The sequence below is a fragment of the Alteromonas sp. ASW11-130 genome, assembly GCF_026183735.1.
In the GTDB taxonomy this organism is placed as follows: Bacteria; Pseudomonadota; Gammaproteobacteria; order Enterobacterales; family Alteromonadaceae; genus Alteromonas.
Genome location: NZ_JAPFRE010000027.1, coordinates 462142 through 488028 on the forward strand (window position 1 = coordinate 462142; position 25887 = coordinate 488028).

Annotated in this window: 26 protein-coding genes and 4 tRNA genes; 7 read left to right on the forward strand and 23 right to left on the reverse strand. The window is 42.7% G+C overall.

Annotated elements, in window-relative coordinates; genetic code table 11:
• Positions 1 to 118 precede the first annotated feature (118 nt).
• The 6 genes from OPS28_RS11225 to uvrY form a co-directional block, all read right to left on the reverse strand.
• Positions 119 to 205: transfer RNA gene (locus OPS28_RS11225), tRNA-Leu, on the reverse strand.
• A 60-nt stretch (positions 206 to 265) separates the two neighbouring features.
• Positions 266 to 339: transfer RNA gene (locus OPS28_RS11230), tRNA-Cys, on the reverse strand.
• 4 nt (positions 340 to 343) lie between these two features.
• Positions 344 to 419: transfer RNA gene (locus OPS28_RS11235), tRNA-Gly, on the reverse strand.
• Positions 420 to 612: 193 nt separating this feature from the next.
• A complete protein-coding gene (gene pgsA / locus OPS28_RS11240; protein ID WP_265609545.1) occupies positions 613 to 1191 on the reverse strand; it encodes a CDP-diacylglycerol--glycerol-3-phosphate 3-phosphatidyltransferase in 579 nt (192 codons plus the stop codon).
• 85 nt (positions 1192 to 1276) lie between these two features.
• Positions 1277 to 3094, reverse strand: a complete 1818-nt coding sequence (gene uvrC / locus OPS28_RS11245; protein WP_265609546.1) for an excinuclease ABC subunit UvrC — start codon at positions 3092 to 3094, stop codon at positions 1277 to 1279.
• A 6-nt stretch (positions 3095 to 3100) separates the two neighbouring features.
• Positions 3101 to 3745, reverse strand: a complete 645-nt coding sequence (uvrY, locus tag OPS28_RS11250) for a UvrY/SirA/GacA family response regulator transcription factor (RefSeq protein WP_265609547.1) — start codon at positions 3743 to 3745, stop codon at positions 3101 to 3103.
• A 171-nt stretch (positions 3746 to 3916) separates the two neighbouring features.
• On the opposite strand from uvrY, the gene chaB reads away from it, so the two are divergent.
• On the forward strand, positions 3917 to 4144 hold the full coding sequence (gene chaB / locus OPS28_RS11255; protein ID WP_265609548.1) for a putative cation transport regulator ChaB: 228 nt from the start codon (positions 3917 to 3919) through the stop codon (positions 4142 to 4144).
• 23 nt (positions 4145 to 4167) lie between these two features.
• On the opposite strand, the gene OPS28_RS11260 is transcribed toward chaB, so the two are convergent.
• Positions 4168 to 4626: a hypothetical protein gene (locus OPS28_RS11260; protein WP_265609549.1), complete on the reverse strand. Its 459-nt coding sequence runs from the start codon at positions 4624 to 4626 to the stop codon at positions 4168 to 4170.
• Between the two features lie 531 nt (positions 4627 to 5157).
• Positions 5158 to 5249 (reverse strand) — tRNA-Ser (locus OPS28_RS11265).
• 242 nt (positions 5250 to 5491) lie between these two features.
• Between OPS28_RS11265 and OPS28_RS11270 the strand changes: the two genes are divergently transcribed.
• From OPS28_RS11270 to OPS28_RS11290, 5 genes are read left to right on the forward strand one after another with little or no spacing between them, the layout of a single operon-like run.
• Positions 5492 to 6157, forward strand: coding sequence for a Bax inhibitor-1/YccA family protein (locus OPS28_RS11270; protein ID WP_265609550.1), 666 nt, complete (start codon positions 5492 to 5494; stop codon positions 6155 to 6157).
• Positions 6158 to 6214: 57 nt separating this feature from the next.
• Positions 6215 to 6607: a sulfurtransferase complex subunit TusD gene (tusD, locus tag OPS28_RS11275; protein ID WP_265609551.1), complete on the forward strand. Its 393-nt coding sequence runs from the start codon at positions 6215 to 6217 to the stop codon at positions 6605 to 6607.
• On the forward strand, positions 6607 to 6957 hold the full coding sequence (gene tusC, locus OPS28_RS11280; protein ID WP_265609552.1) for a sulfurtransferase complex subunit TusC: 351 nt from the start codon (positions 6607 to 6609) through the stop codon (positions 6955 to 6957). Before tusD ends, tusC begins: the two co-directional genes overlap by 1 nt.
• Positions 6957 to 7217: a DsrH/TusB family sulfur metabolism protein gene (locus OPS28_RS11285; protein ID WP_265609553.1), complete on the forward strand. Its 261-nt coding sequence runs from the start codon at positions 6957 to 6959 to the stop codon at positions 7215 to 7217. Before tusC ends, OPS28_RS11285 begins: the two co-directional genes overlap by 1 nt.
• Positions 7217 to 7561 (forward strand): TusE/DsrC/DsvC family sulfur relay protein, encoded by a 345-nt coding sequence (locus tag OPS28_RS11290; protein ID WP_265609554.1) that lies wholly within the window; start codon positions 7217 to 7219, stop codon positions 7559 to 7561. The genes OPS28_RS11285 and OPS28_RS11290 overlap by 1 nt, the downstream gene beginning before the upstream one ends.
• Before the next feature lie 2 nt (positions 7562 to 7563).
• Here OPS28_RS11290 and serS read toward each other — a convergent pair whose 3' ends face one another.
• From serS to lrp, 6 genes are all read right to left on the reverse strand, one after another.
• Positions 7564 to 8865 carry a serine--tRNA ligase gene (serS, locus tag OPS28_RS11295; RefSeq protein ID WP_265609555.1) on the reverse strand — a complete coding sequence of 434 codons (1302 nt, stop codon included), beginning with the start codon at positions 8863 to 8865 and terminating at the stop codon, positions 7564 to 7566.
• Positions 8866 to 8875: 10 nt separating this feature from the next.
• Positions 8876 to 9259 carry a fluoride efflux transporter CrcB gene (gene crcB, locus OPS28_RS11300; RefSeq protein ID WP_265609556.1) on the reverse strand — a complete coding sequence of 128 codons (384 nt, stop codon included), beginning with the start codon at positions 9257 to 9259 and terminating at the stop codon, positions 8876 to 8878.
• A gap of 1 nt (position 9260) precedes the next feature.
• Entirely contained in the window at positions 9261 to 10574 is a 1314-nt protein-coding gene (locus tag OPS28_RS11305; protein ID WP_265609557.1) for a replication-associated recombination protein A, read from the reverse strand.
• A complete protein-coding gene (lolA, locus tag OPS28_RS11310; protein WP_265609558.1) occupies positions 10571 to 11188 on the reverse strand; it encodes an outer membrane lipoprotein chaperone LolA in 618 nt (205 codons plus the stop codon). The genes OPS28_RS11305 and lolA overlap by 4 nt, the downstream gene beginning before the upstream one ends.
• 46 nt (positions 11189 to 11234) lie before the next feature.
• Positions 11235 to 13682 carry a DNA translocase FtsK gene (locus tag OPS28_RS17080; RefSeq protein ID WP_332017798.1) on the reverse strand — a complete coding sequence of 816 codons (2448 nt, stop codon included), beginning with the start codon at positions 13680 to 13682 and terminating at the stop codon, positions 11235 to 11237.
• 207 nt (positions 13683 to 13889) lie between these two features.
• Positions 13890 to 14375 (reverse strand): leucine-responsive transcriptional regulator Lrp, encoded by a 486-nt coding sequence (lrp, locus tag OPS28_RS11325; protein ID WP_265609559.1) that lies wholly within the window; start codon positions 14373 to 14375, stop codon positions 13890 to 13892.
• A 130-nt stretch (positions 14376 to 14505) separates the two neighbouring features.
• Between lrp and ald the strand changes: the two genes are divergently transcribed.
• Positions 14506 to 15633 (forward strand): alanine dehydrogenase, encoded by a 1128-nt coding sequence (gene ald / locus OPS28_RS11330; protein ID WP_265609560.1) that lies wholly within the window; start codon positions 14506 to 14508, stop codon positions 15631 to 15633.
• A 40-nt stretch (positions 15634 to 15673) separates the two neighbouring features.
• Here ald and pyrF read toward each other — a convergent pair whose 3' ends face one another.
• The 9 genes from pyrF to serC form a co-directional block, all read right to left on the reverse strand.
• Positions 15674 to 16372 carry an orotidine-5'-phosphate decarboxylase gene (gene pyrF / locus OPS28_RS11335; protein ID WP_265609561.1) on the reverse strand — a complete coding sequence of 233 codons (699 nt, stop codon included), beginning with the start codon at positions 16370 to 16372 and terminating at the stop codon, positions 15674 to 15676.
• A gap of 3 nt (positions 16373 to 16375) precedes the next feature.
• Positions 16376 to 17545, reverse strand: a complete 1170-nt coding sequence (gene lapB / locus OPS28_RS11340; protein ID WP_265609562.1) for a lipopolysaccharide assembly protein LapB — start codon at positions 17543 to 17545, stop codon at positions 16376 to 16378.
• Position 17546: 1 nt separating this feature from the next.
• On the reverse strand, positions 17547 to 17804 hold the full coding sequence (locus OPS28_RS11345) for a LapA family protein (protein WP_265609563.1): 258 nt from the start codon (positions 17802 to 17804) through the stop codon (positions 17547 to 17549).
• Positions 17805 to 17918: 114 nt separating this feature from the next.
• On the reverse strand, positions 17919 to 20288 hold the full coding sequence (locus OPS28_RS11350; RefSeq protein WP_265609564.1) for a PilZ domain-containing protein: 2370 nt from the start codon (positions 20286 to 20288) through the stop codon (positions 17919 to 17921).
• 243 nt (positions 20289 to 20531) lie between these two features.
• Positions 20532 to 20819 carry an integration host factor subunit beta gene (ihfB, locus tag OPS28_RS11355; protein WP_265609565.1) on the reverse strand — a complete coding sequence of 96 codons (288 nt, stop codon included), beginning with the start codon at positions 20817 to 20819 and terminating at the stop codon, positions 20532 to 20534.
• 77 nt (positions 20820 to 20896) lie between these two features.
• A complete protein-coding gene (gene rpsA / locus OPS28_RS11360; protein ID WP_265609649.1) occupies positions 20897 to 22567 on the reverse strand; it encodes a 30S ribosomal protein S1 in 1671 nt (556 codons plus the stop codon).
• Positions 22568 to 22688: 121 nt separating this feature from the next.
• The gene (gene cmk, locus OPS28_RS11365; RefSeq protein WP_265609566.1) at positions 22689 to 23360 is read right to left on the reverse strand and encodes a (d)CMP kinase; all 672 of its coding nucleotides are present in this window, start codon (positions 23358 to 23360) and stop codon (positions 22689 to 22691) included.
• 102 nt (positions 23361 to 23462) lie between these two features.
• Entirely contained in the window at positions 23463 to 24752 is a 1290-nt protein-coding gene (gene aroA, locus OPS28_RS11370; RefSeq protein WP_265609567.1) for a 3-phosphoshikimate 1-carboxyvinyltransferase, read from the reverse strand.
• Entirely contained in the window at positions 24752 to 25837 is a 1086-nt protein-coding gene (gene serC / locus OPS28_RS11375) for a 3-phosphoserine/phosphohydroxythreonine transaminase (RefSeq protein WP_265609568.1), read from the reverse strand. The genes aroA and serC overlap by 1 nt, the downstream gene beginning before the upstream one ends.
• Between the last annotated feature and the right edge of the window lie 50 nt (positions 25838 to 25887).

The window sequence follows — 25887 nt, forward strand, 5'->3', positions numbered from 1 at the left end:
ATATCCCTTCGAATTAGCGCATAAATCTTTCTATTGCAATATCACAGGTTACGTTACGCTAACCAGCATTATTGTCAATATTCACAAATAAACTGAGGTATGAGGAAGTATAAGTAAATGGTGCCCGGGGCCGGACTTGAACCGGCACGCTGTTACCAGCGAGGGATTTTAAATCCCTTGTGTCTACCAATTTCACCACCCGGGCATGGGTTTGTCTTTCGACAATGAGGTGCGGCCTGGAAGCCGTTTATGCTCAGCAAAATATTGGAGGCGGAACCCGGAGTCGAACCGAGATCCACGGATTTGCAATCCGCTGCATAGCCATTCTGCCATTCCGCCGAATTGGAGCGGGAAACGAGACTCGAACTCGCGACCCCAACCTTGGCAAGGTTGTGCTCTACCAACTGAGCTATTCCCGCAATCCTTTTGTAGTGAAAGTCACATCGAATGTGCCTTCCTCTACATCATTTGAGCTAATTATCAATTAGGTAACCCGCTTCAAATGTGGGGTGCATTCTACCGTTACCACTTGAACTGTCAACACAAAAAAACGATTAATTTCAGCTTTCTTAACTGTTTGCTAATTTTTTATTCAGATTGATTGAAGAAGCATCAATTTTGCGCCGTTCCCCCCGACTTAAGATGTTTACCTGCAGCAGCCGAGTAAACGACCATAGACCACAACGATAAAATAGCGGCGAGATATAATAAGATGTGTCCCAATGTGACCCAGTAAATTGTAACGCCCATGAATGTTTCTAATTCAGACAACAAACCAATTAGCGCTAACATCTGCGCCATGGTTTTCGCTTTCCCTATGAATGAGACTTTTACCTGTTCACTCATGCCGATTTGCCCCATCCATTCCCGTAAAGCGGAAATATAGACTTCACGCACCATCAAAATAATGGCGGGTATGGTGATCCAAACAGATTGATAAGTGTGAGTGATCATTAGTAGGGCAGCCGCAACAATAAGTTTATCCGCAACCGGGTCTAAAAAAGCGCCAAATGGCGTACTTTGTTGGAGCTTTCTCGCCAGATAGCCATCAAACCAATCGGTTATAGCTGCTAACCAAAAAATAAACGCACCAGCTTGTTTAGCCCAATGCCAGTCTAAGAAATACACTACTACAAATACAGGTATAAGAATAACGCGAAATAATGTGATGAGATTGGGTACTGTCCACATAGTCAGATCTTCGTCAGCTTCAATGGCTGTCCTTATTTTTGTTCTCTTTTCAGATTAACGTAATTTTAATTTCATCTATAGTTATTTATAGATGCAAATGATCATAAATTGTTTCAGCGAGCTCGTTACTTATGCCTGGCACTTTTGCAATTTCCTCTCTACTCGCTTTTTTGAGGCCCTGAAGGCCCCCCATAAATTTCAGTAAGCTTTGGCGTCTTTTGGCACCAATACCCGGAATTCCTTCCAAACTGGATGTAGTTTTAACTTTTTGCCGGCGGTTACGATGTCCACTTATAGCAAACCGATGTGATTCATCACGAATATGCTGTATTAGATGGAGGCCTGGAGAATGGGAATCCAACGCTAGGGTTTCATGTGAACCAGCCAGTATTAAAGTTTCCAAACCTGGTTTCCGCGTAGTGCCCTTTGCAACCCCTATCAATAGCGGTCTAGATTCTTCAGGCCAGTCATCAAAAAAATTTTCAGCCTGAGCTAGCTGCCCCTTCCCCCCATCAATAAATAAGATATCTGGGATATTACTGACATCTTTTACATTTTTATAACGACGCTTAAGGGCCTGCGCCATGGCTGCATAATCGTCTCCCGGTGTAATTCCCTCTATATTAAAGCGTCTGTAATCGCTCTTCAGAGGGCCTTCACGGTTGAACACCACGCATGAGGCTACAGTTTGTTGTCCTGCTGTATGACTAATATCGAAACATTCCATCCTCTGAATGGGGAGATCGCGCTCTAAGGCAGACTCTAAATCAATATAGCGGGCTAATATCGACTGTTGTTTACCAAACTGTGCTTCCAGGGCAGACTCTGCATTTTTTTGCGCTAACTGAAGGTAGCGACGCTTCTCTTCTCTGGCGCCTCTAAAAATTTTCACCCTGTGTTTAGCTTCATGTGAAAGTAAGTCGATTATTGCAGGCTCATCAGAAAGTACTGAATTGAGTACAATTTGCTTTGGAATAATTTTATTTCCAGCAAGATAAAACTGTAAGAAGAATGACTCAAAAATTTCGTTGTGCGCAGTATTTACTGGCACTTTAGGAAAATAAGCTTTGCTACCAAGTAACTGATTATCACGAATAAACAATACCTGGATACATGCCAACCCGCCCTTAACAGCGAATCCGAAGACGTCCATTTCGTCCAGCGTGCCGGATACCCATTGGCGCTCCTGCACTTTCCTAAGCACATTGATCTGGTCGCGGTAACGAGCGGCTGCTTCAAAGTTTAATGATTCACTGGCGTGTTCCATTTTTTCAACCATGGTCGCTATGACCTGTTGGTTTTTGCCCTGTAAGAATAAACGAGCCATTGACACCTGCTCCTGATATTCTTCGTCACTCACGTAACCTTCGACACAGGGTGCTGAGCATCGTTTCATCTGATACTGCAAGCAGGGTCTACTCCGCGCGCGGTAATAACTGTCTTCACATTGGCGCACGGGGAAAATACGCTGGATGGAACGCAGGCTTTCTCGTACCGACCATGCACTGGGATACGGTCCGAAATATTCGCCTTTTTTCTTTTGTGGTCCGCGATGGAAAGCCAGCCTGGGATGTTCATGAGCTGAAAGAAAAATAAAAGGATAGGACTTATCGTCTCGCAGTAGCACGTTGTAACGAGGTTTGTACTTTTTGATAAAGTTATTTTCGAGCAAAAACGCTTCCGTCTCACTATTAACAACGGTTACATCCATGTTAGCAATTTGGCTGACAAGCGCGCGCGTTTTGGCGTTATCCACCTTCATCCTGAAATAACTGGAAACCCTGTTTTTCAGGTTTTTCGCTTTCCCCACGTAGATAACATCACCTTCCTGATTGTACATTCTATACACGCCAGGTTGGTTCGAAAGGTGTTTTAAAAATTCGTTAGCGTCGAATTCTGACATGCTTTTTTACAACAAATTTGGATCGATAAGTTTATGTCGCAAGGCAAGATGGGTCAGCTCAACATCTGTAGAAATGCCAAGCTTTTCAAACATACGGTAGCGGTAGGTATTGACGGTTTTTGAATTAATGCTTAGTTCTATCGCAATCTCCGGTACTTTTTGCCCACGGGTTATTCGCATAGCTATATTCAGTTCACGAGTGGATAGTCCGTCAAACGGATTGTTATTTGCTGGCGCAAGTCTACTAAAAGCTATGCTTTGCGCTATATCAAAAGGTAAGTATTTCTGGCCAGCTGATACTTTATAGATGGCACGAATCATTTCATCTGGCTCTGCATCTTTTGTAATGAATCCGTATGCCCCCTGCTGCATAACCTGTGAAGGTATCGGGTTTTCTTTGTGCATTGACAAGCAAATAACGCGTGTATTCTCAGACATACGCACTACTTTCCTAGTTGCTTCTAAGCCTCCCATGCCTGGCATATTTACATCCATCAGTACCACATCGGGGGCATTTCGACGACATAACTGAACTGCTTCTTCACCGTTTTTGGCCTCGCCTATTACCGAGAAGTCACTAACATCTTCAAGAATTCTGCGAATTCCGTTACGAACCAGATCATGATCGTCTGCAAGGAGTATTTTGATCACATTTAATGCTCACTATATCGATAGTGTTTTAACTTCGCTTGGCATCATATCACGATAGCGAATACTGTGAAGACTTTACCCTTAGACTTTTGTCTTAATTTATAAAAAATTGATTTTTGAACAAAGAGAACATAAACAAAGTACTAAAGAATTCGAGGAGGATAAAAGCCAATGCCCTACAAAAATAAACAAGATTTACCCGATTCAGTTAAGGATAACTTGCCTTCACACGCACAGGATGTTTTTAAGGAAGCGTTTAATAGTGCCTGGGATGAATATAAAGATAAAGACGACCGTCGTGGAGATGACAGCCGTGAAGAAGTAGCCTTCAAAGTCGCCTGGTCAGCGGTAAAAGAAGTGTACCATAAAAACGCCGATGGCAAATGGGTAAAGAAATGATGTACAGCGTTGCCTGATGAGTATCAACGCCTTGTAGGTTTTCTTACATAATATAATACTACCCATGCTGCGGTTGCAGCTGCGAGACCTGTCAGTTTTGGGTTAATTTCTTGAAAATTTATAAACAACAAGGCGTGCATAATTAAATAGGTGAAGAGACAATAAAATCCATAGCTTTGTCGTTTGATCACTCCAAGTACTCCTAATAACAATATCAGGCCCATAGCAAATATATATAGAAAATAAACCGGCGTAGTAAAGCCGACTAGCTGATCACTTTTTCGCTTATCGATAAATGCCTGGGTTTCGTGTACCACTTCTTGCAGAGGCTGTAATGCAAGAAATGATTCTGCTTGCAGAAATAATGCGCCACCCACCCCAACACGAACCACCCCAAATAAGAAAAAGCTCAATATTATAAGCCAACCAAGACTCGTCCCGATCTTCTCAATAATTGAATTATTGCCGAGTATGTTCATCATCGCCTCCTGAAATTCTTATTGTGAACGGTAGCACAGGCTCTAAATAAAAAAATGGATGGTACATAAGCCGTAACATTTAAAGGCGATTTGTTACAGCTATCTAAAACCATCACGGGCATCGAATAGTTTTACGTCCTAACAGTATTGCAATGAAAAACGCATTCGATTTTAAAAAAGGAAAAAAGCCAACAACGAATAAGCGAATTTAGAGCAGCGGAATCGCAATATCCATAGCATTAGTGTTTACCTATATGGACAATGTCATTCTACTTTTAGAACGCCTTTAATTTGCTTTAATGTTGCGCCGTTAGACGTTCACAATATCAACGTATTAAAAGCGAGGAGTATGTTCGTGCCAAGAGAGCTTGAATAACCTCGCAGGGCTATATATTGAAAAGTACAAAGTGAAAAGTACAAAGTACAAAGTACAAAGTACTACTAAGATAGACTTTTTAAGGGAAATAGCTGCACCACAGATGATGGCTATAGAAAGCAAAAAAAAACCGCACTATTGTGCGGTTTTTTAGAATGTGGCGGAGAGTGAGGGATTCGAACCCCCGGAAGGTTTGACCCTTCGCCTGATTTCAAGTCAGGTGCATTCAACCGGACTCTGCCAACTCTCCGTGAAGTGAGGCGTATCTTAATGATATTTTTCAGCCTGTAAAGGGTTAATTTAAAAAAAATGTTCAACTGCGCGAGATTTAACCACAACGATTATTTTTACAGCTTGTTACATAAATATTTTCGTTTTAGCTGTTGCTACTTGTCGAAAAGACTTGAAAAAAGTAACCAAAAGCCATACAAATGAAGTAATAAAATAAATAGACCATTGTGGTCGTTTTCATGTGTCCAGTTGGAGAATATAATGGATCAACGTTCGATGTATGCAAGTGCATCTCAGACATCTGTACTGCAAACTAATAAGGTTTTGCGTAACACCTATATGTTACTTGCCATGACGCTGGCATTCAGTGCTGTGTGTGCAGGTATCGCAATGGCTGTTGGCATTACTCCTATGATGTCTTTGGTTATGACCATCGGTGCATTTATCACCCTTTTTGTCGTTCATAAAAAAGCGGATACTGCATCAGGTATCTATTGGGTGTTCCTTTTCACAGGATTAATGGGAGCGTCCCTTGGATATACTCTTAATTTTTATTTGGGTGTAGCGGGTCCCGGCCTAATTATGGAAGCACTAGGTGCCACCGCATTAGTCTTCTTTGCCCTATCCGGCTATGTATTGACGACTAAAAAGGATTTCTCATTCCTGGGTGGCTTCTTGATGGTCGGTTTGGTAGTCGCGATTATAGCGGGGATTGCCAATATCTTCTTTGCTATACCAGCGGTGAGCCTGGCACTAAGTGCAGCAATCGTATTTATCATGTCTGGCTTAATATTGTTTGATACGAGCCGTATTATTCACGGCGGCGAAACTAACTACATCAGAGCGACTGTATCGCTTTATTTAAACATTTATAATTTATTTGTTTCTATGCTGCATTTACTTGGCGCATTCGGCGGTGATGACTGATAGCGTTAGTAGCTTTAATTCGGAGAAACACCCCTTTTAGGGGTGTTTTTTATTTATATGCATTCTTATTCAATGCTAATTACCAGCGCTCCATATGAAGGTGAGCGTATCTATAACGCGCAACAATTTGCACAAAGTCTGTTGGACAATCCCGGTACCCATTTAGTTAATATATTTTTTTATCAACAAGGGGTATTGAATGCAAACTGTCTTGGCATATCTGTTTCGGGACAACGTAATTTGTATAAAGGTTGGTGCGACATTGCTTCAAATAGTGATGTTTCTTTGCAGGTCTGTGTCACTGCTGCAGCCAGACGCGGAATAATTAGTAAGCAGGAGCAGGAAGAAAACGCCCTTCCAGGCTTTACGCTACGATCGCCCTTCGAGCAAACGGGATTGTCAGATTTCTTTGCTCAATTACACTCTACTGATCGTTTGGTACAGTTCTAATGTCGACTATTCTTATTCGAATGACGAAACCGCCCTACGGCTCTTCCGATGCTCATGAAGGGTTGGATTTTGCAATTTCAGCAACTAATTATGGCCACGACGTTCAATTGTTGTTTGAAGGTAACGGTGTGTATCAATTACTTCACAACCAGCAACCTGATAGCCTCAGTAATCATGCAAAGCGATTAAACGCGCTACCGTTTTATGACATCGAGGCATGCTTTGTTTGTGAAACAAGTATACATTCTTTCAATATTTTACCGTCGAACTTGATTAGCTTAGTCTCTCCTGTATCAGATAAGAAAAAGCACGCTTTATATGCACGAGCGGACCATGTGGTGACATTCTGATGCTTTATACTATTAGACACGCACAATTAGTAGCATGGCAGAAATCGATACTTGAAAAGTTGACGTCTAACGATTGTGTCATCTTCGCCGAAGATGGGGTCTATTGTTTACGCGAAAAAGTACTAAGCGGTAACGCTAATGTATACGCCATCAAACAGGACTGTGTCTCACGAGGCATTGATACGTCCAAAGCTGAACTCATAGACTATGATAAGTGGGTTACCTTAAGTACGATACAGCAACATTGGTTAAATTTATAATGCAAGAATCTCATTTTTTCACGTGGCAGAATCAGCAGATAGAGGTGGATAAAGCAGGATACTTGCTGAATTACAGAGATTGGCAAGAAGAGATGGTTCCTGCTTTAGCAGAACAAGAGAATATTTCACTATCTGAAGCTCACTGGGAAGTTGTGCGCTTTGTAAGGGAATTTTACATAGAATATGAAACCAGCCCGGCTATCAGAGTGTTGGTTAAAGCCATGGCAAAGAAATTTGGACCTAAAAAAGGAAACAGCCGCTATTTACAACGATTATTTCCGAAAGGTCCGGCTAAACAGGCGACAAAATTAGCGGGCTTGCCTAAACCCGCTAAATGTCTTTAATGCTATTTAGTTGAAGTACGAAGCTCAGTAATCCCACCCATGTAAGGAAGTAACACCTCTGGCACTTTAACCGAGCCGTCAGCTTGCTGATAGTTCTCGAGAACGGCAACTAATGTTCTACCCACAGCTAACCCAGAGCCATTCAGAGTGTGGAGCAAGTCAGGTTTTTTAGTAACGGGGTTGCGATACCGACCCTGCATTCGACGCGACTGGAAATCCAACATGTTTGAGCAAGACGAAATTTCCCGGTAAGTATCTTGCGCGGGTAACCATACTTCCAAATCATAGGTTTTGCATGAGCCAAAGCCCATATCCCCTGTGCAAAGCAACATTTTACGATAGGGTAAGTTAAGTTTTTGTAAAATCACTTCGGCATGGTTGGTGAGTTCTTCCAACACATCAAAGCTTGTACTTGGCTCAACCAGTTGCACCAGCTCTACTTTGTCAAACTGATGCATTCTTATCAAACCACGGGTATCACGGCCGTATGAACCTGCTTCACTTCTAAAACAGGGAGTGTGCGCAGTCATTTTTACCGGAAGGTGTTTGGCTTCAATAATTTCATCGCGAGCAACATTGGTTAAAGGGACTTCCGCTGTAGGAATTAATGACAGACGCTGTCCCTCTTCAGTTGCCGGTTCGGTATGAAATGAGTCTGCAGCAAACTTTGGTAATTGGCCGGTTCCAAGCATACTGTCCGTATTAACTAAATACGGAACGTAATTTTCTTCGTAACCATGCTCTTGGGTATGAACGTCTAACATAAACTGCGATAGTGCACGATGTAACCGAGCTATCTGGCCACGCATTAGAACAAATCGGCTACCCGAAAGTTTTACGCCGGTCTCAAAATCGGCGCCATTATCCAATTCGTGGGCAATATCGACGTGGTCTTTTACTTCAAAGTCAAACGCGGCTGGTTCACCCCATCGATATACTTCTTGATTGTCTTCTTCGTCTTTACCAACAGGAACTGACTCATCAGGCAAGTTAGGTATCCCCAGAGCAATTTCCTGCACTTGTTCTAAGACTTCTGACAACTCTTTTTTCGCGACGTCTAATTCATCACCTAATTTACTTACTTCAGCAAGCAGTGGTGCGATATCCTGCCCTTGTGCTTTGGCTTTACCTATCGACTTACTGCGTACATTGCGTTCGTTTTGCAAGTCTTGTGTTTTAATCTGTAAGCCTTTACGCTTTTCTTCCAGCGCTTTTAATTGCTCCACGTCCAACGTAAAACCGCGGCTTGCAAGTCGCTTTGCAGTGTGTTCAATATCTTCTCGTAAACACTTAGGATCTAACATGAATCTTCTTTTATCCTTTAACTAATTTGATTGCCATCCAGCCAGCTAACAGGCAGACGAATACATTCAGCAGTATGTTCAGTACTGCTTTTTCCCATAAACCATTTTCAAGTAGAGTTAGCGTTTCCAGGGAAAAGGTCGAAAAAGTGGTAAATGCACCAAGCAGCCCTACCCCAACTAACGCGCGATAGGGAAATTCTGCCCAACTACTTTGCTCAATTAAACTGTACACTATAATTAGCAAAAAAGAGCCCACAACATTAACCGTGAGTGTACCAAATGGAAAATGTTTTCCAACCCACGAATCAACAGTATTGGTAATAAAAAAACGCAGACAAGCCCCCAACGCACCACCTAAGGCAATATAAATATACATTGCGAGTGTGGAATTCACGTTAATACCTTTTATCGCTGCTGTTTCTATTCAGTTCATCAAGGTAATCGCGCTTCGCTTTTAAAGACTTTTCTAAGCCCCGTTCATTAGGATGATAAAACCGTAACGAGGCTAACTCTGAAGGTAAATAACACTCACCCGCAGCAAAAGCATTTTGTTCATTATGAGCATACCGGTAACCTTTACCAAAGCCCTGCTCTTTCATTAAATTGGTCGGTGCGTTACGTAAGTGATTAGGAACAGGATAATCTGGCGTTTTTGACACGACAGCTTTGGCTTCGTTGAATGCTTTATAAACCGCATTACTTTTCGCCGCTAACGCGCAATATACCGTAGCTTGGGCGATCGCTCGTTCTCCCTCAGCTGGTCCGACTCGTTGAAATGTATCCCAGGCATTCAAGCTCAGTTGTATAGCACGGGGATCCGCGTTACCAATATCTTCTGATGCAATGGCTAAAAGCCTTCGAGCGACATACAGCGGATCTCCCCCGCCATTCAAGATGCGTGCGTACCAGTATAGTGCAGCATCAGGATCAGAACCTCGAACTGACTTATGAAATGCAGAAATAAGATCGTAAAATGCATCCCCTTGCTTGTCATACGAAGCAACTTTTTGACCTATTGCGGCTTCCACTTCTTTAAGGTTAATCGCGCTATTTTCAGCAAAATCAGCAGCCAATTCTAAATAAAACAACATACGCCGGGCATCTCCAGCGCAGGCTATTAAGAGAGCCTCTCTGGCGTTATCCTCTAAGGTTAAAGATAACCCTCCCAGCCCTTTTTCCACATCTGTTAATGCCCTATCCAATAAATCGGATAAGGCTTCATCCGTTAACGATTGCAGTATGTAAACTCTTACCCGTGAAAGTAATGCTTTGTTAAGCTCAAAGGAGGGATTTTCGGTAGTTGCACCTATTAAAGTAACAGTCCCATCTTCTACAAACGGCAAAAAAGCATCCTGCTGACTCTTATTGAAGCGATGTATTTCATCAATAAACAAAATAGTGCGTTGCTGATAGCGTGCATCCTGTGTAGCTTTTTCCATGGCCGCGCGCACTTCCTTAACGCCAGAAGTAACCGCAGAAAGTTGGATTACACTCGCTTCGCAATACTGGGAGATAAGTTGTGCTAGCGTCGTTTTCCCAGTCCCTGGCGGCCCCCACAAGACCATTGAATGACACTGACCAGCCAGCAACATTTTTCTTAATGGCTTACCTTCTCCGAGAATATGATTTTGGCCTACATACTCTTCAATTTTCTGCGGGCGGAGTCTTGCTGCCAGAGGAGTATGAGGCTGAGAAAACTGACCGCTCACCGCTGATCGTCGACCGTGAATGTTTCTGGAAAAGTAGGATTGAACATATCATCCACCACCGAGAACTGAGTTTCGATATTCGTAAAACGCAGTTCGCTGGTTTGTTCTTGAGCATCTCTCATGGTCAAACCAATAAGTTGATTGCCCTTGAATTTCAGAATTAAACGTTTGATTTGACCTTTGTCGGCTTTGGGCGTTACCACGAATTTTTCTGTGTCAGCTAGCTTTGTGATTTCAAATTGAGACCATGCTTCTTCGCTGGTATTCGTTAACAACACAAAAGGGTTGTCAGCAATAATTAGACGTTGGCTCATTATGGTTACTTGTTCGACGAAGCGGTCGATATTCCAAACTTTCTCACCGTCAGCTATTAATAATACTTCATCAGGGCTATCTGTCTGCCAACGAAGTTTATTAGGTCTGGCCATTACTAAGCGGCCTGTAGATTGATGTACCACCTCATCACTACTGTCTTTTACTACCTGCTTGAATGAGGCACGATATTGTTCCATGTCTGCTAATTTCTGTTTAAGCAACATCTCATCTGAGTTTGCCAACACATTTAAACTTAGCGTCAATAGACTAAGACTCATAAATCTAAGCACTTTACCCATAACGTTCCTATTTAACATGCGCGTGTATATCCCAATTCAATTATAATCAATCGCGTGGTGCAGGAGGTGCCAATACTTCACGGTTACCATTATGGCCGGGTGCGCTGACTACTCCACTCGTCTCCATTTGCTCAACTAAACGAGCAGCGCGATTATAGCCTATACGGAATTTACGCTGAACACTGGAAACGCTCGCGCGCCGAGACTCGGTAACAAACGCTACGGCTTCATCATAAAACGCATCAACTTCCTGATCCGCTCCTTCTGGCTGCTCACCGGGAAGTAATACTTCTGCTGTCGCTTCGCCATTTAGAATTTCATCTATATATTCTGGTTCGCCTCGTTTTTTCCAATCTGCTACCACGGCATGTACTTCATGGTCATCCACGAAAGCACCATGTACTCTGGTTGGAACGGGGCTACCGGGTGGTAAATACAACATATCACCCATACCGAGCAATGCTTCTGCACCTTGTTGGTCTAATATAGTGCGCGAATCAATTTTACTCGACACCTGAAATGCAATGCGCGTTGGGATATTTGCTTTTATCAAACCGGTGATAACATCTACTGAAGGACGCTGGGTCGCTAAAACCAAATGGATGCCAGCGGCTCTCGCTTTCTGTGCAATACGGGCAATGAGTTCTTCAACTTTTTTGCCCACAATCATCATCATATCAGCAAATTCGTCAACGACGACGACTATAGCGGGGAGTTTTTCTAAATCAGGCGCTTCTGCTTCCATACTATCTTCTGAACGCCATAATGGGTCTTTAATCGGTTGGCCATCAGCAATAGCTTGCTTAACTTTCGCATTATAGCCCTTTAAATTCCGCACACCCAAGGCAGACATAAGCCGGTAACGGCGTTCCATTTCACCTACACACCAGCGTAAAGCATTGGATGCTTCTTTCATATCAGTCACCACCTCCGCTAGTAGATGCGGTATACCTTCATAGACTGATAATTCAAGCATTTTAGGGTCGATCATGATCATCCGTACATCTTCAGGTGTCGACTTATACAACAAGCTCAAGATCATAACATTCACACCCACGGATTTACCTGCGCCAGTCGTTCCTGCCACGAGTAAGTGCGGCATTTTTGCCAAATCTACTACTACTGGTTTACCACTAATATCGGCTCCCAGCACCATCGTCAGAGGTGAATTGTTAGATTGAAAGGTGTCACAACTGATAACTTCACTCAAACGCACCATTTCGCGTTTTTTGTTTGGAAGCTCTAAGCCGATAACCGACTTGCCTGGGATCACTTCTACAACACGCACCGCTATGGCGGACATTGCTCGCGCTAAATCCTTCGATAAGCTAGTAATTTTGCTTACTTTTACACCAGGGGCTAAATCAAGTTCAAACCGAGTTATAACCGGTCCTGGAAATACTCCTACCACTTTCGCTTCAATATTAAAGTCAGCCAGTTTCTCTTCTACTAAGCGTGAGACAATATCTAATTCTTCTTGCGAGATGGGGTTTTCGTGTTTATCTGGGCGCTCCAAAAGATCGAATGACGGCATTGGCCCGTCAGGAGTATTACTTTGTTCAGTTGTAGGTTCAGTCTCAAGCTGCCCTGCCCTATCTTCGCGAATCTTTTCATCTGTCTGAGCAGTTTTCGCTTTATTTTTAAATGGATTACTAAATTTCGTAGTTTCCGCCTTGGGAGCAGGTTGTTCATCTACGACAAAAGGAGGTGCATCTTCTTCATTGTCATCGAAAACCTCATCAGGAATATCAAACTTCGGCTCTTCTCTGTGTGACGAAGGCTTACTTTGTTCACTATATGGGGGCGGCTCTGCCCGAATACTGGTTATATCTAATTCAGAACTGGCCCCACTATTTCGTGAAGTTGAGCGATTAGGTAATGCAAGGGCAGGAAATTCTAAACCCATTAGCTGTTGGGGCATGGCCAAGGCTTTACGTCCAGACCACATGACGGCCGACCCTAGGCCATCAATAACGACTATCCAACTTATCCCAGTTAATAAGGTGAAACCAGTGAATAAGAAGCACAGAAATAATAATATGGTGCCAGCTATATTGAAATAAGGTATGAGAGCGGAACTAATGACATCACCTACAAAACCGCCCGCTGAAAAATTATAAAGCTCACTGACTTTCAGGCTTGCCAGACCGCAAGCTCCTAGCGAAATAAGCCCAATACCAATAATTCTTAGACCAATTGTAAGATAATCAAACTCTTCTAAGGTTTTTACATGCTGAAATAAAAACCAACCTAAAAAAGCACTACAAAATGGAAGCAAGTACGCTAGCCAACCAAAACTGAATAACAGTAAATCGGCTATCCACGCCCCCGAAGCCCCCATCCAATTGTGCACATCAAGTTGCAAGCCTGCTTGACTCCAGCCGGGATCCCCCGGATGAAAGGAAGCCAATGCTAACAATAAGTAAAATGCAAATACGCAGGCTATTATCATACCTGCTTCCAGCAACCGCTGGATACCTGAAAGTCGCGCCATACCCAAAAATTTATCTGTCCAATAACGTTGATTGTCCTATCAGGGAAAGAGTCTAGTTTACATTTACTATTACTATTTTACTCTTAACCAAAGCTGAATCAGAGAATGTCGTTATTTTAATAATGTGAAAACAAGTTATGCTCAAAGCCTACCACATCCCCTTGGCCTTACCTACTTTTTTACCTTTTAGATAATGGTGATAATTATTTACTTTAATTGGATTCTCAACGCTGACGTGCTTTTGACCTCCTCCATCACCACATAGGTTCGCGAAGCACTTACGCCTGGCAGTCGAAGTAAGGTATCTCCCAATAGACGCCGATAGCTAGACATGTCTGCTACCCTTGCTTTAAGTAGGAAATCAAAATTTCCCGACACCAAATGACACTCCTGTATGTCATCGTGTTTTTGAACCGCCGCAGAAAATTCGGCGAAGATATCTACCGATGTTTTGGCTAGCGTAATTTCCACAAACACCAACATTGCAGCGCCTAATTTTATCGGATCAACACTAGCGTGATATCCTTTGATATAACCTTGGGTCTCCAGTCTTTTAACTCTTTCCAGACAAGGACTGGGGCTTAGTCCTACTTCCTTTGCTAATTCGACGTTGGAAATTCGACCGTCTCTTTGCAGAACTATAAGGATGTTTCTATCGATTCTATCGAGGTGTTTCGGCGTCTTGACCAACATTACGTTATGCTTCCAAATTTGACTTTTAGGCTATTTTATATTGCTTATAGAAAATATTCAGCATACAACGCTTTTTTTATTTCAGTATACTGCGCTTCAAAATTGTTCACGACGTTTAAAGGAAGCGGTTATGTTAATCGGTGTACCAAAAGAAATTAAAAACCATGAGTATCGTGTGGGTCTTACACCTGCGGCCGTTAAGGAGTTCGTGACAAACGGACATAAGGTGGCAGTACAGACCACTGCTGGTGATGCTATTGGTTTTACCGACGCTATGTACGTTGAGGCTGGCGCACAAATCTTCGAAACGGCTGAAAAAGTATTTGCTGAAGCTGAGATGATCGTTAAGGTGAAAGAACCTCAACCAAATGAATGCCAGCAGCTAAGTAAGGGCCAGACGCTCTATACTTACCTTCACCTTGCTCCAGATCCGGTACAAACAGAATTGCTAGTGGCTTCCGGAGCAACCTGTATTGCATATGAAACAGTAACGGACGATCGCGGTGGTTTGCCATTACTGGCTCCAATGAGCGAAGTGGCAGGACGAATGTCTGTTCAAGCCGGTGCCCACTTTTTAGAGAAAGTTCATGGTGGCAGTGGTACTTTACTTGGTGGCGTGCCGGGTGTCGCGGCAGGAAAAGTGGTTATCATTGGGGGCGGTGTTGTAGGTATTAATGCGGCTAAAATGGCATTAGGCTTAGGTGCTGACGTCACCATACTCGATCGCTCATTACCGCGATTACGGCAACTCGATGATATTTTTAATGGTCAAGTCAAAACAGTATTTTCCACTGTAGATGCATTAGAGCACTACTCTTCTAGAGCTGACTTGGTAGTAGGCGCAGTACTGATCCCTGGTGCAGCTGCGCCAAAACTGTTAAGCCGAGATCACATTGCTGCCATGAAACCGGGGAGCGTGTTAGTCGATGTAGCGATCGATCAAGGCGGTTGCTTTGCCACATCAAAAGCAACGACCCACCAAGATCCAGTTTACATAGTTGATGACGTTGTTCATTACTGCGTGGCCAATATGCCTGGTGGTGTAGCGAGAACATCTACGATGGCACTAAATAACGCTACCCTGCCCTTTGGTTTAGCGCTTGCGAACAAAGGTCCCAAACAGGCAATGCTTGCTAATGAGCACCTGTTAAATGGCTTAAATGTACATGAAGGAAAAGTAACCTACAAAGCGGTAGTTGACGCGTTAGGTGACCAGCTGAATCTTACGTATGTTGATGCAAGAGAAGCATTGAAATAACGCATTTTTAAGTAAAAAAAGCGCCAATTGGCGCTTTTTTTTAAGAGATACTTTTATTAATGTGTTTCAGCGTCGCGAGAGGATTTTCAGACTGGGTAATTGGACGCCCCATAACCAGATAATTTACACCTCCAGCTACAGCCAACTCAGGTGTCATCACACGCTTTTGATCACCTTTCATACTGCCTACAGGTCTAATACCAGGGGTAACAAGTAAAAAATCTTTTGGAAAATTATTCCGTAACACTTTGGCTTCCTGAGCAGAGCACACTACACCGTCCAAACCTGCTTTATGTGTCAATGCAGCAAGTTTGTTGACCTGGTCAGCTGGACTTACTCCAGGTACTACCTGATCAAGCTGTTCGGTATCCATGCTGGTAAGAACCGTCACAGCGATAAGTTTTGTCGCAGGATTTGCACTCTGAGCTATAGCTTGCTTAGCTTTCTGCATCATTTCGAGCCCACCTGACGCGTGTACGTTTACCATCCATACCCCAAGCTCAGCTGCTGCTTTACACGCTTTAGCCACCGTATTTGGAATATCATGAAATTTCAAATCGAGAAAAACGTCGAAGCCTTTTGCAACAAGCGCTTTGACAAATTCTGGCCCGAACAACGTGAACATCTCTTTGCCTACTTTGAGTTTGCATTCAGTTGGTTCTAACTGCTCAATTAGCTGCAGTGCAGCGGCTTTATTGTCAAAATCAAGTGCAACAATTACTTTAGGATCTTGATTCAATGATTATTCTCCATCCAGACCTTTAATGGGTTTAACAGTATTCCACTTTTTACAAGAAGGGCATAACCAGTAAAGTTTACGCCCCGAAAAGCCACAACTCTGACAACGATATTTTGGCCGCTGACTAATTTGATCAGCTACCAACTCTTTTAGCATTTTTAAACTGTCGGTTGATGTCGTTTCGTCAATATTGTCAATATACAACCCCATTAACGTTTTGAACCCTTTCATGGTGGGTCTATCTCTTAATTGGTTTAACAGATAGTCGGCTGCTTTACCTGCTTCACCTTTCGTAACCAGCACCTCTACCATCGCTAGATAGGATGTTGCACATTGCTGCCAATGTACTTGTAGCTGTTCTTCAAATGTATCCCAATCGCCAGTTTCAACTGCAATAATTTTAAGTTTAGGTACAGCCTCACTAAACCAATTTATGTCTCGCTCTGCAACCTGTAGTAAATAAGTTTGCGCTTCGCTATACCGTTTTTGCTGCAAGGCTAACTCACCTAACATTAGCCATGGCCTAACAGCCCGTTCGTCAGCATTAACAGCTTTCTGTAACAGTGACAGGGCTTCCCCCTGATTATCTTCGTTAATTTCAATTTGTGCCTGTTCGCAATAAAAATGAGCAAGACGCTCACTAACGTCATCATTGTCTCCATGGCATTGAACCATTCGTTCAGCTAATTCTATGGCACGCGCCCATTCTTTAGTTGTCTGGTAAATGCTGAATAACTGCTGTTGGGCGATTAAATAATGTTTTTCACTATTCAATAACTGTAAAAAAGCATTTTCAGCTCTTTCGAGAAAACCCGCCTGAGTATAATCTTTACCCAATTCCTTTAACGCATTTTCACGTTGACCTGGTTGTAGTTCGTCTCGGCTAACTAGATTCTGATGAACAAGAATTGCGCGGTCAATCTCACCTCGATGGCGAAAGAAATTTCCCATCGCGATATGCGTTTCTACCGTGTCACTATTTAAGTTTATCATTTTGATGAGGGTATCAACCGCTTTGTCAGGTTGATCGGAAAGAAGAAAATTTAGTCCTTTGTAATAGTGACGAGACAAAATACTGGACTGCTTACGCTGGGCCTGTCTAACACTGTTTCTGCCCATAACCCAACCGTAACCGGCAGCAACAGGCAGCAGAAGAAACAGCAGTTCAAGCATATCAGGCTTCTTTAGTTAACTTACGTATTTTTGCTCGCGCTGCTACTAATTGCACACGCAAGGCTAACCAGCTCACTAACATGAGCAGTAGACCTATGACTACACCTACCGCCACTGAAACCGCAATCAAAGTAGATACGCGCATTTCCGATTGGGCAATCAAATAATTCACCGCAATAACCGCTTCGTTTTGTGATCCTATGGCAAAAGCTAAGGTCAATAAAACGAGAATCAATATAAGAGAAATTATTCCTTTCAATACAATAGTCTTAGTCGCGTCGCATTGACTCAAGCATAGCAAATTGAATAGTAAACTAACATGCAAAAAATGGCTTTTTGCTAGAAATACTCATATTTGTTTTAGTAAAGTGGACTAGCTGGCCTTTTTAGCTAGCTCTTTCGCTGTACCTTCGGAGTCATTTTTGTCCGCTTTAGGTGGACGTAACGGACGTAACTTCGCCTTAAGTAACTCATTATGAAGCGTTGATTCATTCGTTAAATAAACGACATGGGTGTAGGCCGACTGCATATTGGAAAGCTTGTCATACACTGTTTTATCTATTTTTGATAACTGTGCTAAGCGCTTCCGGGTCAGCGGCGTCGTAGCTGAATGGCAGCGCATTGTTTCTATGTGCGTTACGCATAACTCAACTTTGTCTTGCTCAAGATGATTCGCAATATTTTGACGCATAGTACCATATAAGAAATTTTTCTCTGCGATATAGACCAACTTATTGTCATCTTTTCGAACGCAATGCACCACCAACGCGTTCTGCTTCTTGCCTATCATGAATTGTTCGAGTAACGCTGATTTAGGCCGCATGGTTTCTCTATCAGCAAAGAAGCCATGGAGAGGAACTACATTTTGTACGCGTGAAAACGGGTATAAATCATCTGACTTTTCACTTTGATATACCGTTTTTAATCGATCTAATATGTGTCGGTTCGATACGCATAGTACACTCACCGAAGGATGATGACGCATAGCAAGTTCCCAGATAAAACGATGGGTATTTTGCTGCGTCCGAGCAATATCCCGTTGTCGGAAAAACGCTAAATTTTGTTCTAATAATGCGTCCACCGACCCTTTCTTATTCACTTCAGGGAGTTTAAGTCGCATAATGCCACGCCGTTCGTCGTAATGCACAATCATGTATTTCTCATTGCGCATTTTAAAGTCGGGTACTGAAATTTTAATTGAATCGGTAAAATGAGCCGCTTCAACTTTTTCGTTTAGCGCTATTTGCATCCCGCTTGCTGATATATCTTTCACTTTGCACTGAAATGAAGTCAATAATCCCGTTTTTATAGACGCGTCTCTTTCAATAACGTATCGATGCTCGCTTCGACGGTCAAGGTCCTCTTCCATAACATATGATATAGACCATTTGTTTTTATCAGCAATGAGCGACTTAGGAATTGCCGGAAATTGGCACTTTTCTCCAATGGTTAATTCCTTTAGGGAGTGGGTAATATCCCTACAAAAGATCACTGAAGTCATCACCGCTAATTCTGGAAAGTCAGCCTTTGCAAGGTCATGTATTTCAAACGCTTTATTCTTATCTTCCTCGTCAATACTATCGATACGACAATGCGTACAGGTTAACGTGCCTGATTTCATCATCAAATATATCAGAGGACTCATTTGTTCACTTGCCACTAAATCACGATGTGTTGCACAAATATCTATTGGACCTTTTTTAGTATTGACTGTCCCATTAAATAAAAAAGCTTCCCCATATCGCTGAAGTTCCGCATAAAGGCGGTTAAAAGAGCTTTTTCCAGACAGCTTATCAAGGAATTTATGCGCATTGTTACGTTCTACATTTGATTTTGTGAACAGGGCAATAATGGGAATAGCTTGTTTTTTGTTGGCCTTTACGAAAAAAGGCAACCATGGGCTATTTTCTAAAATACGGTCTCTTTCTAAATCTTGCATTGCGCGCTCTATTTCCAGCTCTCTTTTGAGCGGTTGGTGGAAAGCAGCGGTATCGATATACTTCTTTAACTGCGCAAGTAGACGCTTGTCGACGTCTTCGGCGAAGTCAAATTGCAGTTCGTAATTAGCGGTATGTTGATTAAACTTGATCGAGTCTAGCTTAACCTTAATTTGCGTTTCTTTTGTTGTAAACCCTTGAATTTCTGGAAAGGTAAATGTTAGTTCGTCACCTTGACTCATTTTAGGCGGTCTACGAAGTTCAACCGCCATAGTATTGTAGCCTAACGACGCAATGTTGCAGTTTCGACCATTTTGAAACTCTGGTGAAGAGACCTGGAAGTTAGGCGTTATAGCAATATCGTCTCCAAAATCGATGTCATTTTGGGACTGAGACTCCACAGCAAAAGCATCTACAATCTTTTTGTATTGCTCTTTTTTTATTTGCGACTGATAGAATTCTGAACTCGTTATGGACTCAAAAACACCAACCGTGTAACGATTTTGGTATAAACCCGTTTCTTTTTTAAGGATCTGTGCGCCTATTTTATCCAAACACATATCAATGCCAAAATGTTTGAACTTAATAACGGGGAATTGGGCAAAAGCTGAATTATCTGCGGGCGCGTCTGTGAGAGAAGTAAGCCTAATCACTTCTTCTTTAATAGTTTTTCTAACATTTGCAGGTAAACGCTGAGAGAATTTATTTAATCCTTCGAGCAACCTGTTGTCTTGCTCATAAGGTATGAGCGCTCTAATCAAATGCTGAAATTGTTTTATTACTTGCTTTTCATCACCGGCAGACATAGAACCACACCAGCCTCAAGGCAATATTATTATAAGTTATTTAAGGCTTTACTTAAACGTAAGTGTACATCGACATAAGCGGAGATACACACTTTCGCTACAGCTAAGGATTACTAATGGTTATCGGCAGGTATGAACAAATCATTAATGAAATGTTACTTTTCGTTCAACCTTTAAACAACTAATAAGAATAGTGCCTAAAAATCTATTGAAAGGCAATAAAAAAGCCGTAGAAACTACGGCTTAATTCGCTGATAAATCAACACGCTCTCTTAATTCTTTACCAGGTTTAAAATGTGGAACGTATTTTCCGTCCAATTTTACAGTCTCACCCGTTTTTGGATTTCGACCTACCCTGGGTGCACGATAGTGCAAAGAAAAACTTCCAAAACCACGAATCTCTATTCGTTCGCCTTTTTGCAGGGTTTGCGCCATCTGCTCAAGCAACTCTTTAATAGCCGACTCCAACTCTTTGGCAGGAACATGGCGTGCCGAATCGGCTAGCCGCTCAATTAATTCAGACTTAGTCATAGTAATCCCTATGTCAAAAGTTAATCCAAACAGCTACCGATGGTAAGTGCGCCCATATTGAGCACACTAAACCGTTATTACTCGCCTTTCGCAGCTTTGAAAGCTTCAGCCATTGCATTAGCAAAACCACCATCGTCTTGCTGGTTTACTTTATCAATTGCTTCTTTCTCATCTGCTTGATCTTTCGCTTTAACAGAAAGATTTACAGTACGGTTTTTACGGTCAACACCCATGAACTTGGCTTCAATGCTGTCACCAACATTAACTTCTTCAGAAGCGTCTTCTACACGGTCACGAGATAAATCACCTACGCGGATGTAGCCGTCTACTTCTTCAGCCAGGTTCACAGTAACGCCTTTCGCGTCAACTGCGGTAACTGTACCAGTAACAATAGCACCTTTCTTGTTGTCTGTCAGATACTTATTGAACGGATCTTCTTCAATTTGCTTAACGCCTAAAGAAATACGCTCACGCTCTGGGTCGACTTGTAAAACAACAGCGGAAATCTCGTCGCCTTTCTTATAATCGCGAACGGCATCTTCGCCTGTTTTATTCCAGCTGATATCAGATAAATGAACCAAACCATCAATACCGCCATCAAGCCCGATGAAGATACCGAAGTCAGTGATTGACTTGATCTTACCAGACACTTTGTCACCTTTTTCGTGTGACTTGGCGAATTCTTCCCATGGGTTAGCTATACACTGCTTAAGACCTAGAGAAATACGACGACGTTCTTCATCGATTTCAAGTACCATAACTTCAACAGTGTCACCAAGATTAACCACTTTAGATGGGTGGATATTCTTGTTCGTCCAGTCCATTTCAGATACGTGAACTAGACCTTCAACACCATCTTCGATTTCAACAAAACAACCGTAGTCAGTTAAGTTAGTTACCTGACCTGTGATCTTAGTGCCTTCTGGATAACGCTGAGCAATTTCTTGCCAAGGATCGTTGCCCATCTGCTTCATGCCAAGTGAAACACGTTGCTTGTCTTTGTCAAACTTCAACACTTTTACGTTAATTTCATCACCCACGTTTACAATCTCACTTGGGTGTTTAACGCGCTTCCACGCCATATCAGTAATGTGTAATAGACCGTCCACACCACCTAAGTCAACGAACGCGCCGTAATCAGTAAGGTTCTTAACGATACCTTTGATTTCATGACCTTCTTCAAGGTTCGCTAACAATGATTCGCGTTCTGCACTGCTTTCAGCTTCGATAACCGCGCGACGAGATACAACAACGTTATTACGCTTAGCATCAAGCTTGATTACTTTAAACTCAAGCTCTTTACCTTCAAGGTGAGTAGTGTCACGAACAGGACGTACGTCAACTAATGAGCCTGGCAAGAACGCACGAACACTGTTAACTTCAACAGTGAAACCGCCTTTAACCTTGCCATTAATAACACCTTTAATTGTTTCTTTTTCTTCGTATGCTTTTTCAAGCTCAACCCACGCTTCATGGCGCTTGGCTTTTTCACGAGAAAGAATCGTTTCACCGAAGCCATCTTCAACTGCATCAAGCGCTACATCTACTTGATCGCCAATTTCAATTTCCAGCTCGCCTTCGGCATTTTTAAATTGATCCGCAGGGATCGCACTTTCTGATTTCAAGCCAGCATCGACAAGAACAATATCTTTATCGATTGAAACTACCGTACCTTTAACAATGGAACCTGGACGGGTTTCAAGTTCTAATAGGCTTTCTTCAAAAAGTTGTGCAAAATTTTCAGTCATAAGGTTTAAATTTAATTTAAAGTTGATATCCATATGTCAATCCAGAGCACATGGGGTTATTAACACATGTCGCAACATCCAGTTGTCGCAACTTTTATCAATGACAATTAATGGCTTCTATTTACAATCGAGAAGTAATAATTTCCATTGCCTTTTCAAACACTTGATTGATATTCAAGTGCGTTGAATCTATCACTACTGCGTCTTCAGCCGGTGTCAAAGGTGCTACTGAACGATTAGAGTCACGCTCATCACGAGCCTTGATATCGGTTAAAAGGCGCGCAATATTAACATCCATCCCCTTTGCTTTCAACTGACCATATCGCCTTTCGGCTCTGGCTTCGGCGCTAGCTGTGAGGAATAATTTGACCGCCGCATCAGGAAATACCACCGTTCCCATATCGCGGCCATCTGCGACAAGGCCTGGTGCTTGCTGAAAAGCCCGTTGTCTGCGTAATAGTGCTTCACGAACACGCGGTAAAGCGGCTATTTGTGAGGCTACACCGCCAACTCTCTCAGTACGAATATCATCGGTAACATCCTCGCCTTCCAAAATAATACGACTGGATTCACCATTGGCTTCAAAACTAACATCTAAACCTGTTGCTAATGGCACAATTGAATCTTCGTCATTACATGGTAAGTCATGGTGAAGTGTTGCCATAGCCAGCACACGATATATCGCTCCGCTGTCTAGAAAATGCCAGTCTAGTTGCTTGGCCAACAAACTGCTTAAAGTCCCTTTGCCTGCGCCGCTAGGCCCATCAACCGTGACTATAGGTGTTGGATGCATGCCTGCTCCAGATTATAATAGTTAAAAAAACGCGCGCAATTATACGCTTAGATCGCGCTTTATACCATGCTTGTTTATAAATGGTTGCCGCAATGTAAAGATTTAATGTTTACAAATTGTCGCTAAGCGCGTGAAATAATCCGGAAATGTTTTTTTCGTGCACCCTGGGTCGTTAATAGTAACTGACTGCTCACTTAACGATAACAGAGAAAAACACATGGCGATTCGATGGTCGTTATAAGTGTCGATAGGAACATGAGCAAAATCAGCAAGAGGCCATACCTTAATATAGTCTCGTCCCTCTTCTACTTGTGCTCCTATTTTTTTTAATTCAGTTGCCATCGCGTGCAACCGATCCGTTTCTTTAACCCGCCAATTATATATATTTCTAATAACAGTAGGTGAGTTAGCAAACAATGCAGTAGTTGCTATCGTCATGGCCGCATCTGGAATGTGATTCATATCCATATCAATTCCATTAAGTTCACCGCGAGTAACAGTAACAGACTCCTTTTGCCAACTTACTTTGGCGCCCATTTTTTCCAGCACTTCAGCAAAATGAACATCACCCTGAATGCTAGCGCTCCCAATTCCTGTTACCGTTACCGTGCCCCCTTTTATGGCTGCCGCTGCAAGAAAATATGAAGCTGAAGATGCGTCACCCTCTACCATAAACCGTCCAGGTGAAATATATCGCTGGCCAGCTTTAATAATAAACCTTTGATAATTCTTATTTTCTACGTGCACACCAAAACGTTGCATAGTATCTAATGTAATATCAATGTAGGGTTTAGATACGAGCTGTCCCGTAATATTTATGGTGACATTTCCTTCGAAGAGAGGAGCCGCCATAAGTAATGCTGTTAAGAATTGGCTGGATACGCTCCCGTCAACCGATAAATCAGCCCCCTTTAAACGTTTACCGTTTATTTTCAAGGGAGGGAATCCTGTTGATTTTAGGTATTGAATGTCAGCCCCGGCTTGTTGTAGCGCATTAACTAGATCGCCAATGGGACGCTCTTCCATTCTAGGCTCACCGGTCAATTCTACTATGGCGTTGCTAGCAGCTAACGTGGCGCACAATGGTCGCATTGCCGTGCCAGCGTTCCCTAAGAATAAAGGAGCTTGTGGTGTTTTGCGAAACGCCCCAGCGATTCCTTCAACAACACATTCGGTTTTATCAGCGCTAAGCTGGTAGCGAACCCCTAACTGCTTAAGCGCAGTTAACATATGGGAAATGTCCTCACTGTCCAGTAAGTTATTCAGCGTGGTGGTACCTTTGGCTAATGCGGCTAATAATAAAGCTCGGTTTGATAGGCTCTTCGAGCCTGGTACATTTATTGTTCCTTCAACTTTTTTGACCGGTTCAATCGTAAGCGCTGATGCGGGCATTACCCTACCCTCCGCTCAAAATCCTGCATAAACTCAACCAACCTCTGCACTCCCTCTAAGGGCATAGCATTATAGATGCTTGCTCGCATACCACCTACGAAACGATGACCTTTCAGGGCCACTAAGCCATCAGCAGCCGCTTGTGTTAAGAATAAATCGTCTAGTGAAGGGTCCGCTAATTGAAAGGGTACGTTCATTATTGATCGACAAGCAGGGTGCACCCTGCTTTGGTAAAAGCTTGAGTTATCTATAGCATCGTAAAGACACTTTGCTTTTGCTTGATTATGCTCAGCCATAGCATCCACGCCACCTTGTTTAAGCAGCCATTTAAATACCAATCCTGCTAGATACCATGAAAATGTCGGCGGTGTATTATACATTGAGCCTGTTGTCGCAAGTTCATTATAATCAAATATTGATGGCGTATTTCTCTGCGCACGACCAACCAAATCATCCCGTATGATCACAACGCTTAATCCGGAGGGCCCGATATTTTTTTGAGCACCAGCGTAGATAACGCCATACTTACTGACATCAATAGGTTTGGATAATATGCATGAAGACATGTCCGCGACGAGCGGGACCTTTCCCGACTCTGGTAACCAATCGTATGCCACCCCATCTACGGTTTCATTCGGACAAAAATGCAAATAAGCCGCACGTTGATCGATCTGTTCTTCCACTGGCTTTACCATGAAATCCAGCCCATCTTTCTGAGTTAATTCACCCACAACTTTAGGATGATTAAACTTACTGGCTTCAGCGACGGCGCCTTTTGACCAAGAACCGGATACAAGATGTAGCGATGTATCGGTAGGATTGGACAAATTTAGAGGGACTGCGGCAAAATGCGCACGGCCACCGCCATGAGTAAAAAGCACATGATAGTTTTCGGGAACTTGCATCAACTTACGTAAATCAGTTTCAGCTTGAGTAGCCACGGCCCTAAACGCGTCGCCGCGGTGACTAACCTCCATCACTGAGCTACCACTTTCTTGCCAGTTAAGTAACTCTTCTCGCGCTTGTCGTAAAACAGATGGGGGCAGCATCGCCGGTCCCGCACTAAAATTGAATACTTGCGTCATTTGAAATATTAACCTTAAAAACAAAACAAGCGGCTAAAAGCCGCTTGTTA

What these genes read in the sequence shown, in the direction of transcription:
- pgsA (WP_265609545.1), bottom strand. Translation starts at nt 1,191, where the DNA reads ATGTGGACAGTACCCAATCTCATCACATTATTTCGCGTTATTCTTATA.
- uvrC (WP_265609546.1), bottom strand. Translation starts at nt 3,094, where the DNA reads ATGTCAGAATTCGACGCTAACGAATTTTTAAAACACCTTTCGAACCAA.
- chaB (WP_265609548.1), top strand. Translation starts at nt 3,917, where the DNA reads ATGCCCTACAAAAATAAACAAGATTTACCCGATTCAGTTAAGGATAAC.
- OPS28_RS11260 (WP_265609549.1), bottom strand. Translation starts at nt 4,626, where the DNA reads ATGATGAACATACTCGGCAATAATTCAATTATTGAGAAGATCGGGACG.
- OPS28_RS11270 (WP_265609550.1), top strand. Translation starts at nt 5,492, where the DNA reads ATGGATCAACGTTCGATGTATGCAAGTGCATCTCAGACATCTGTACTG.
- tusD (WP_265609551.1), top strand. Translation starts at nt 6,215, where the DNA reads ATGCATTCTTATTCAATGCTAATTACCAGCGCTCCATATGAAGGTGAG.
- tusC (WP_265609552.1), top strand. Translation starts at nt 6,607, where the DNA reads ATGTCGACTATTCTTATTCGAATGACGAAACCGCCCTACGGCTCTTCC.
- OPS28_RS11285 (WP_265609553.1), top strand. Translation starts at nt 6,957, where the DNA reads ATGCTTTATACTATTAGACACGCACAATTAGTAGCATGGCAGAAATCG.
- OPS28_RS11290 (WP_265609554.1), top strand. Translation starts at nt 7,217, where the DNA reads ATGCAAGAATCTCATTTTTTCACGTGGCAGAATCAGCAGATAGAGGTG.
- serS (WP_265609555.1), bottom strand. Translation starts at nt 8,865, where the DNA reads ATGTTAGATCCTAAGTGTTTACGAGAAGATATTGAACACACTGCAAAG.
- lolA (WP_265609558.1), bottom strand. Translation starts at nt 11,188, where the DNA reads ATGGGTAAAGTGCTTAGATTTATGAGTCTTAGTCTATTGACGCTAAGT.
- OPS28_RS17080 (WP_332017798.1), bottom strand. Translation starts at nt 13,682, where the DNA reads ATGGCGCGACTTTCAGGTATCCAGCGGTTGCTGGAAGCAGGTATGATA.
- lrp (WP_265609559.1), bottom strand. Translation starts at nt 14,375, where the DNA reads ATGTTGGTCAAGACGCCGAAACACCTCGATAGAATCGATAGAAACATC.
- ald (WP_265609560.1), top strand. Translation starts at nt 14,506, where the DNA reads ATGTTAATCGGTGTACCAAAAGAAATTAAAAACCATGAGTATCGTGTG.
- lapB (WP_265609562.1), bottom strand. Translation starts at nt 17,545, where the DNA reads ATGCTTGAACTGCTGTTTCTTCTGCTGCCTGTTGCTGCCGGTTACGGT.
- OPS28_RS11350 (WP_265609564.1), bottom strand. Translation starts at nt 20,288, where the DNA reads ATGTCTGCCGGTGATGAAAAGCAAGTAATAAAACAATTTCAGCATTTG.
- ihfB (WP_265609565.1), bottom strand. Translation starts at nt 20,819, where the DNA reads ATGACTAAGTCTGAATTAATTGAGCGGCTAGCCGATTCGGCACGCCAT.
- rpsA (WP_265609649.1), bottom strand. Translation starts at nt 22,567, where the DNA reads ATGACTGAAAATTTTGCACAACTTTTTGAAGAAAGCCTATTAGAACTT.
- cmk (WP_265609566.1), bottom strand. Translation starts at nt 23,360, where the DNA reads ATGCATCCAACACCTATAGTCACGGTTGATGGGCCTAGCGGCGCAGGC.
- aroA (WP_265609567.1), bottom strand. Translation starts at nt 24,752, where the DNA reads ATGCCCGCATCAGCGCTTACGATTGAACCGGTCAAAAAAGTTGAAGGA.
- serC (WP_265609568.1), bottom strand. Translation starts at nt 25,837, where the DNA reads ATGACGCAAGTATTCAATTTTAGTGCGGGACCGGCGATGCTGCCCCCA.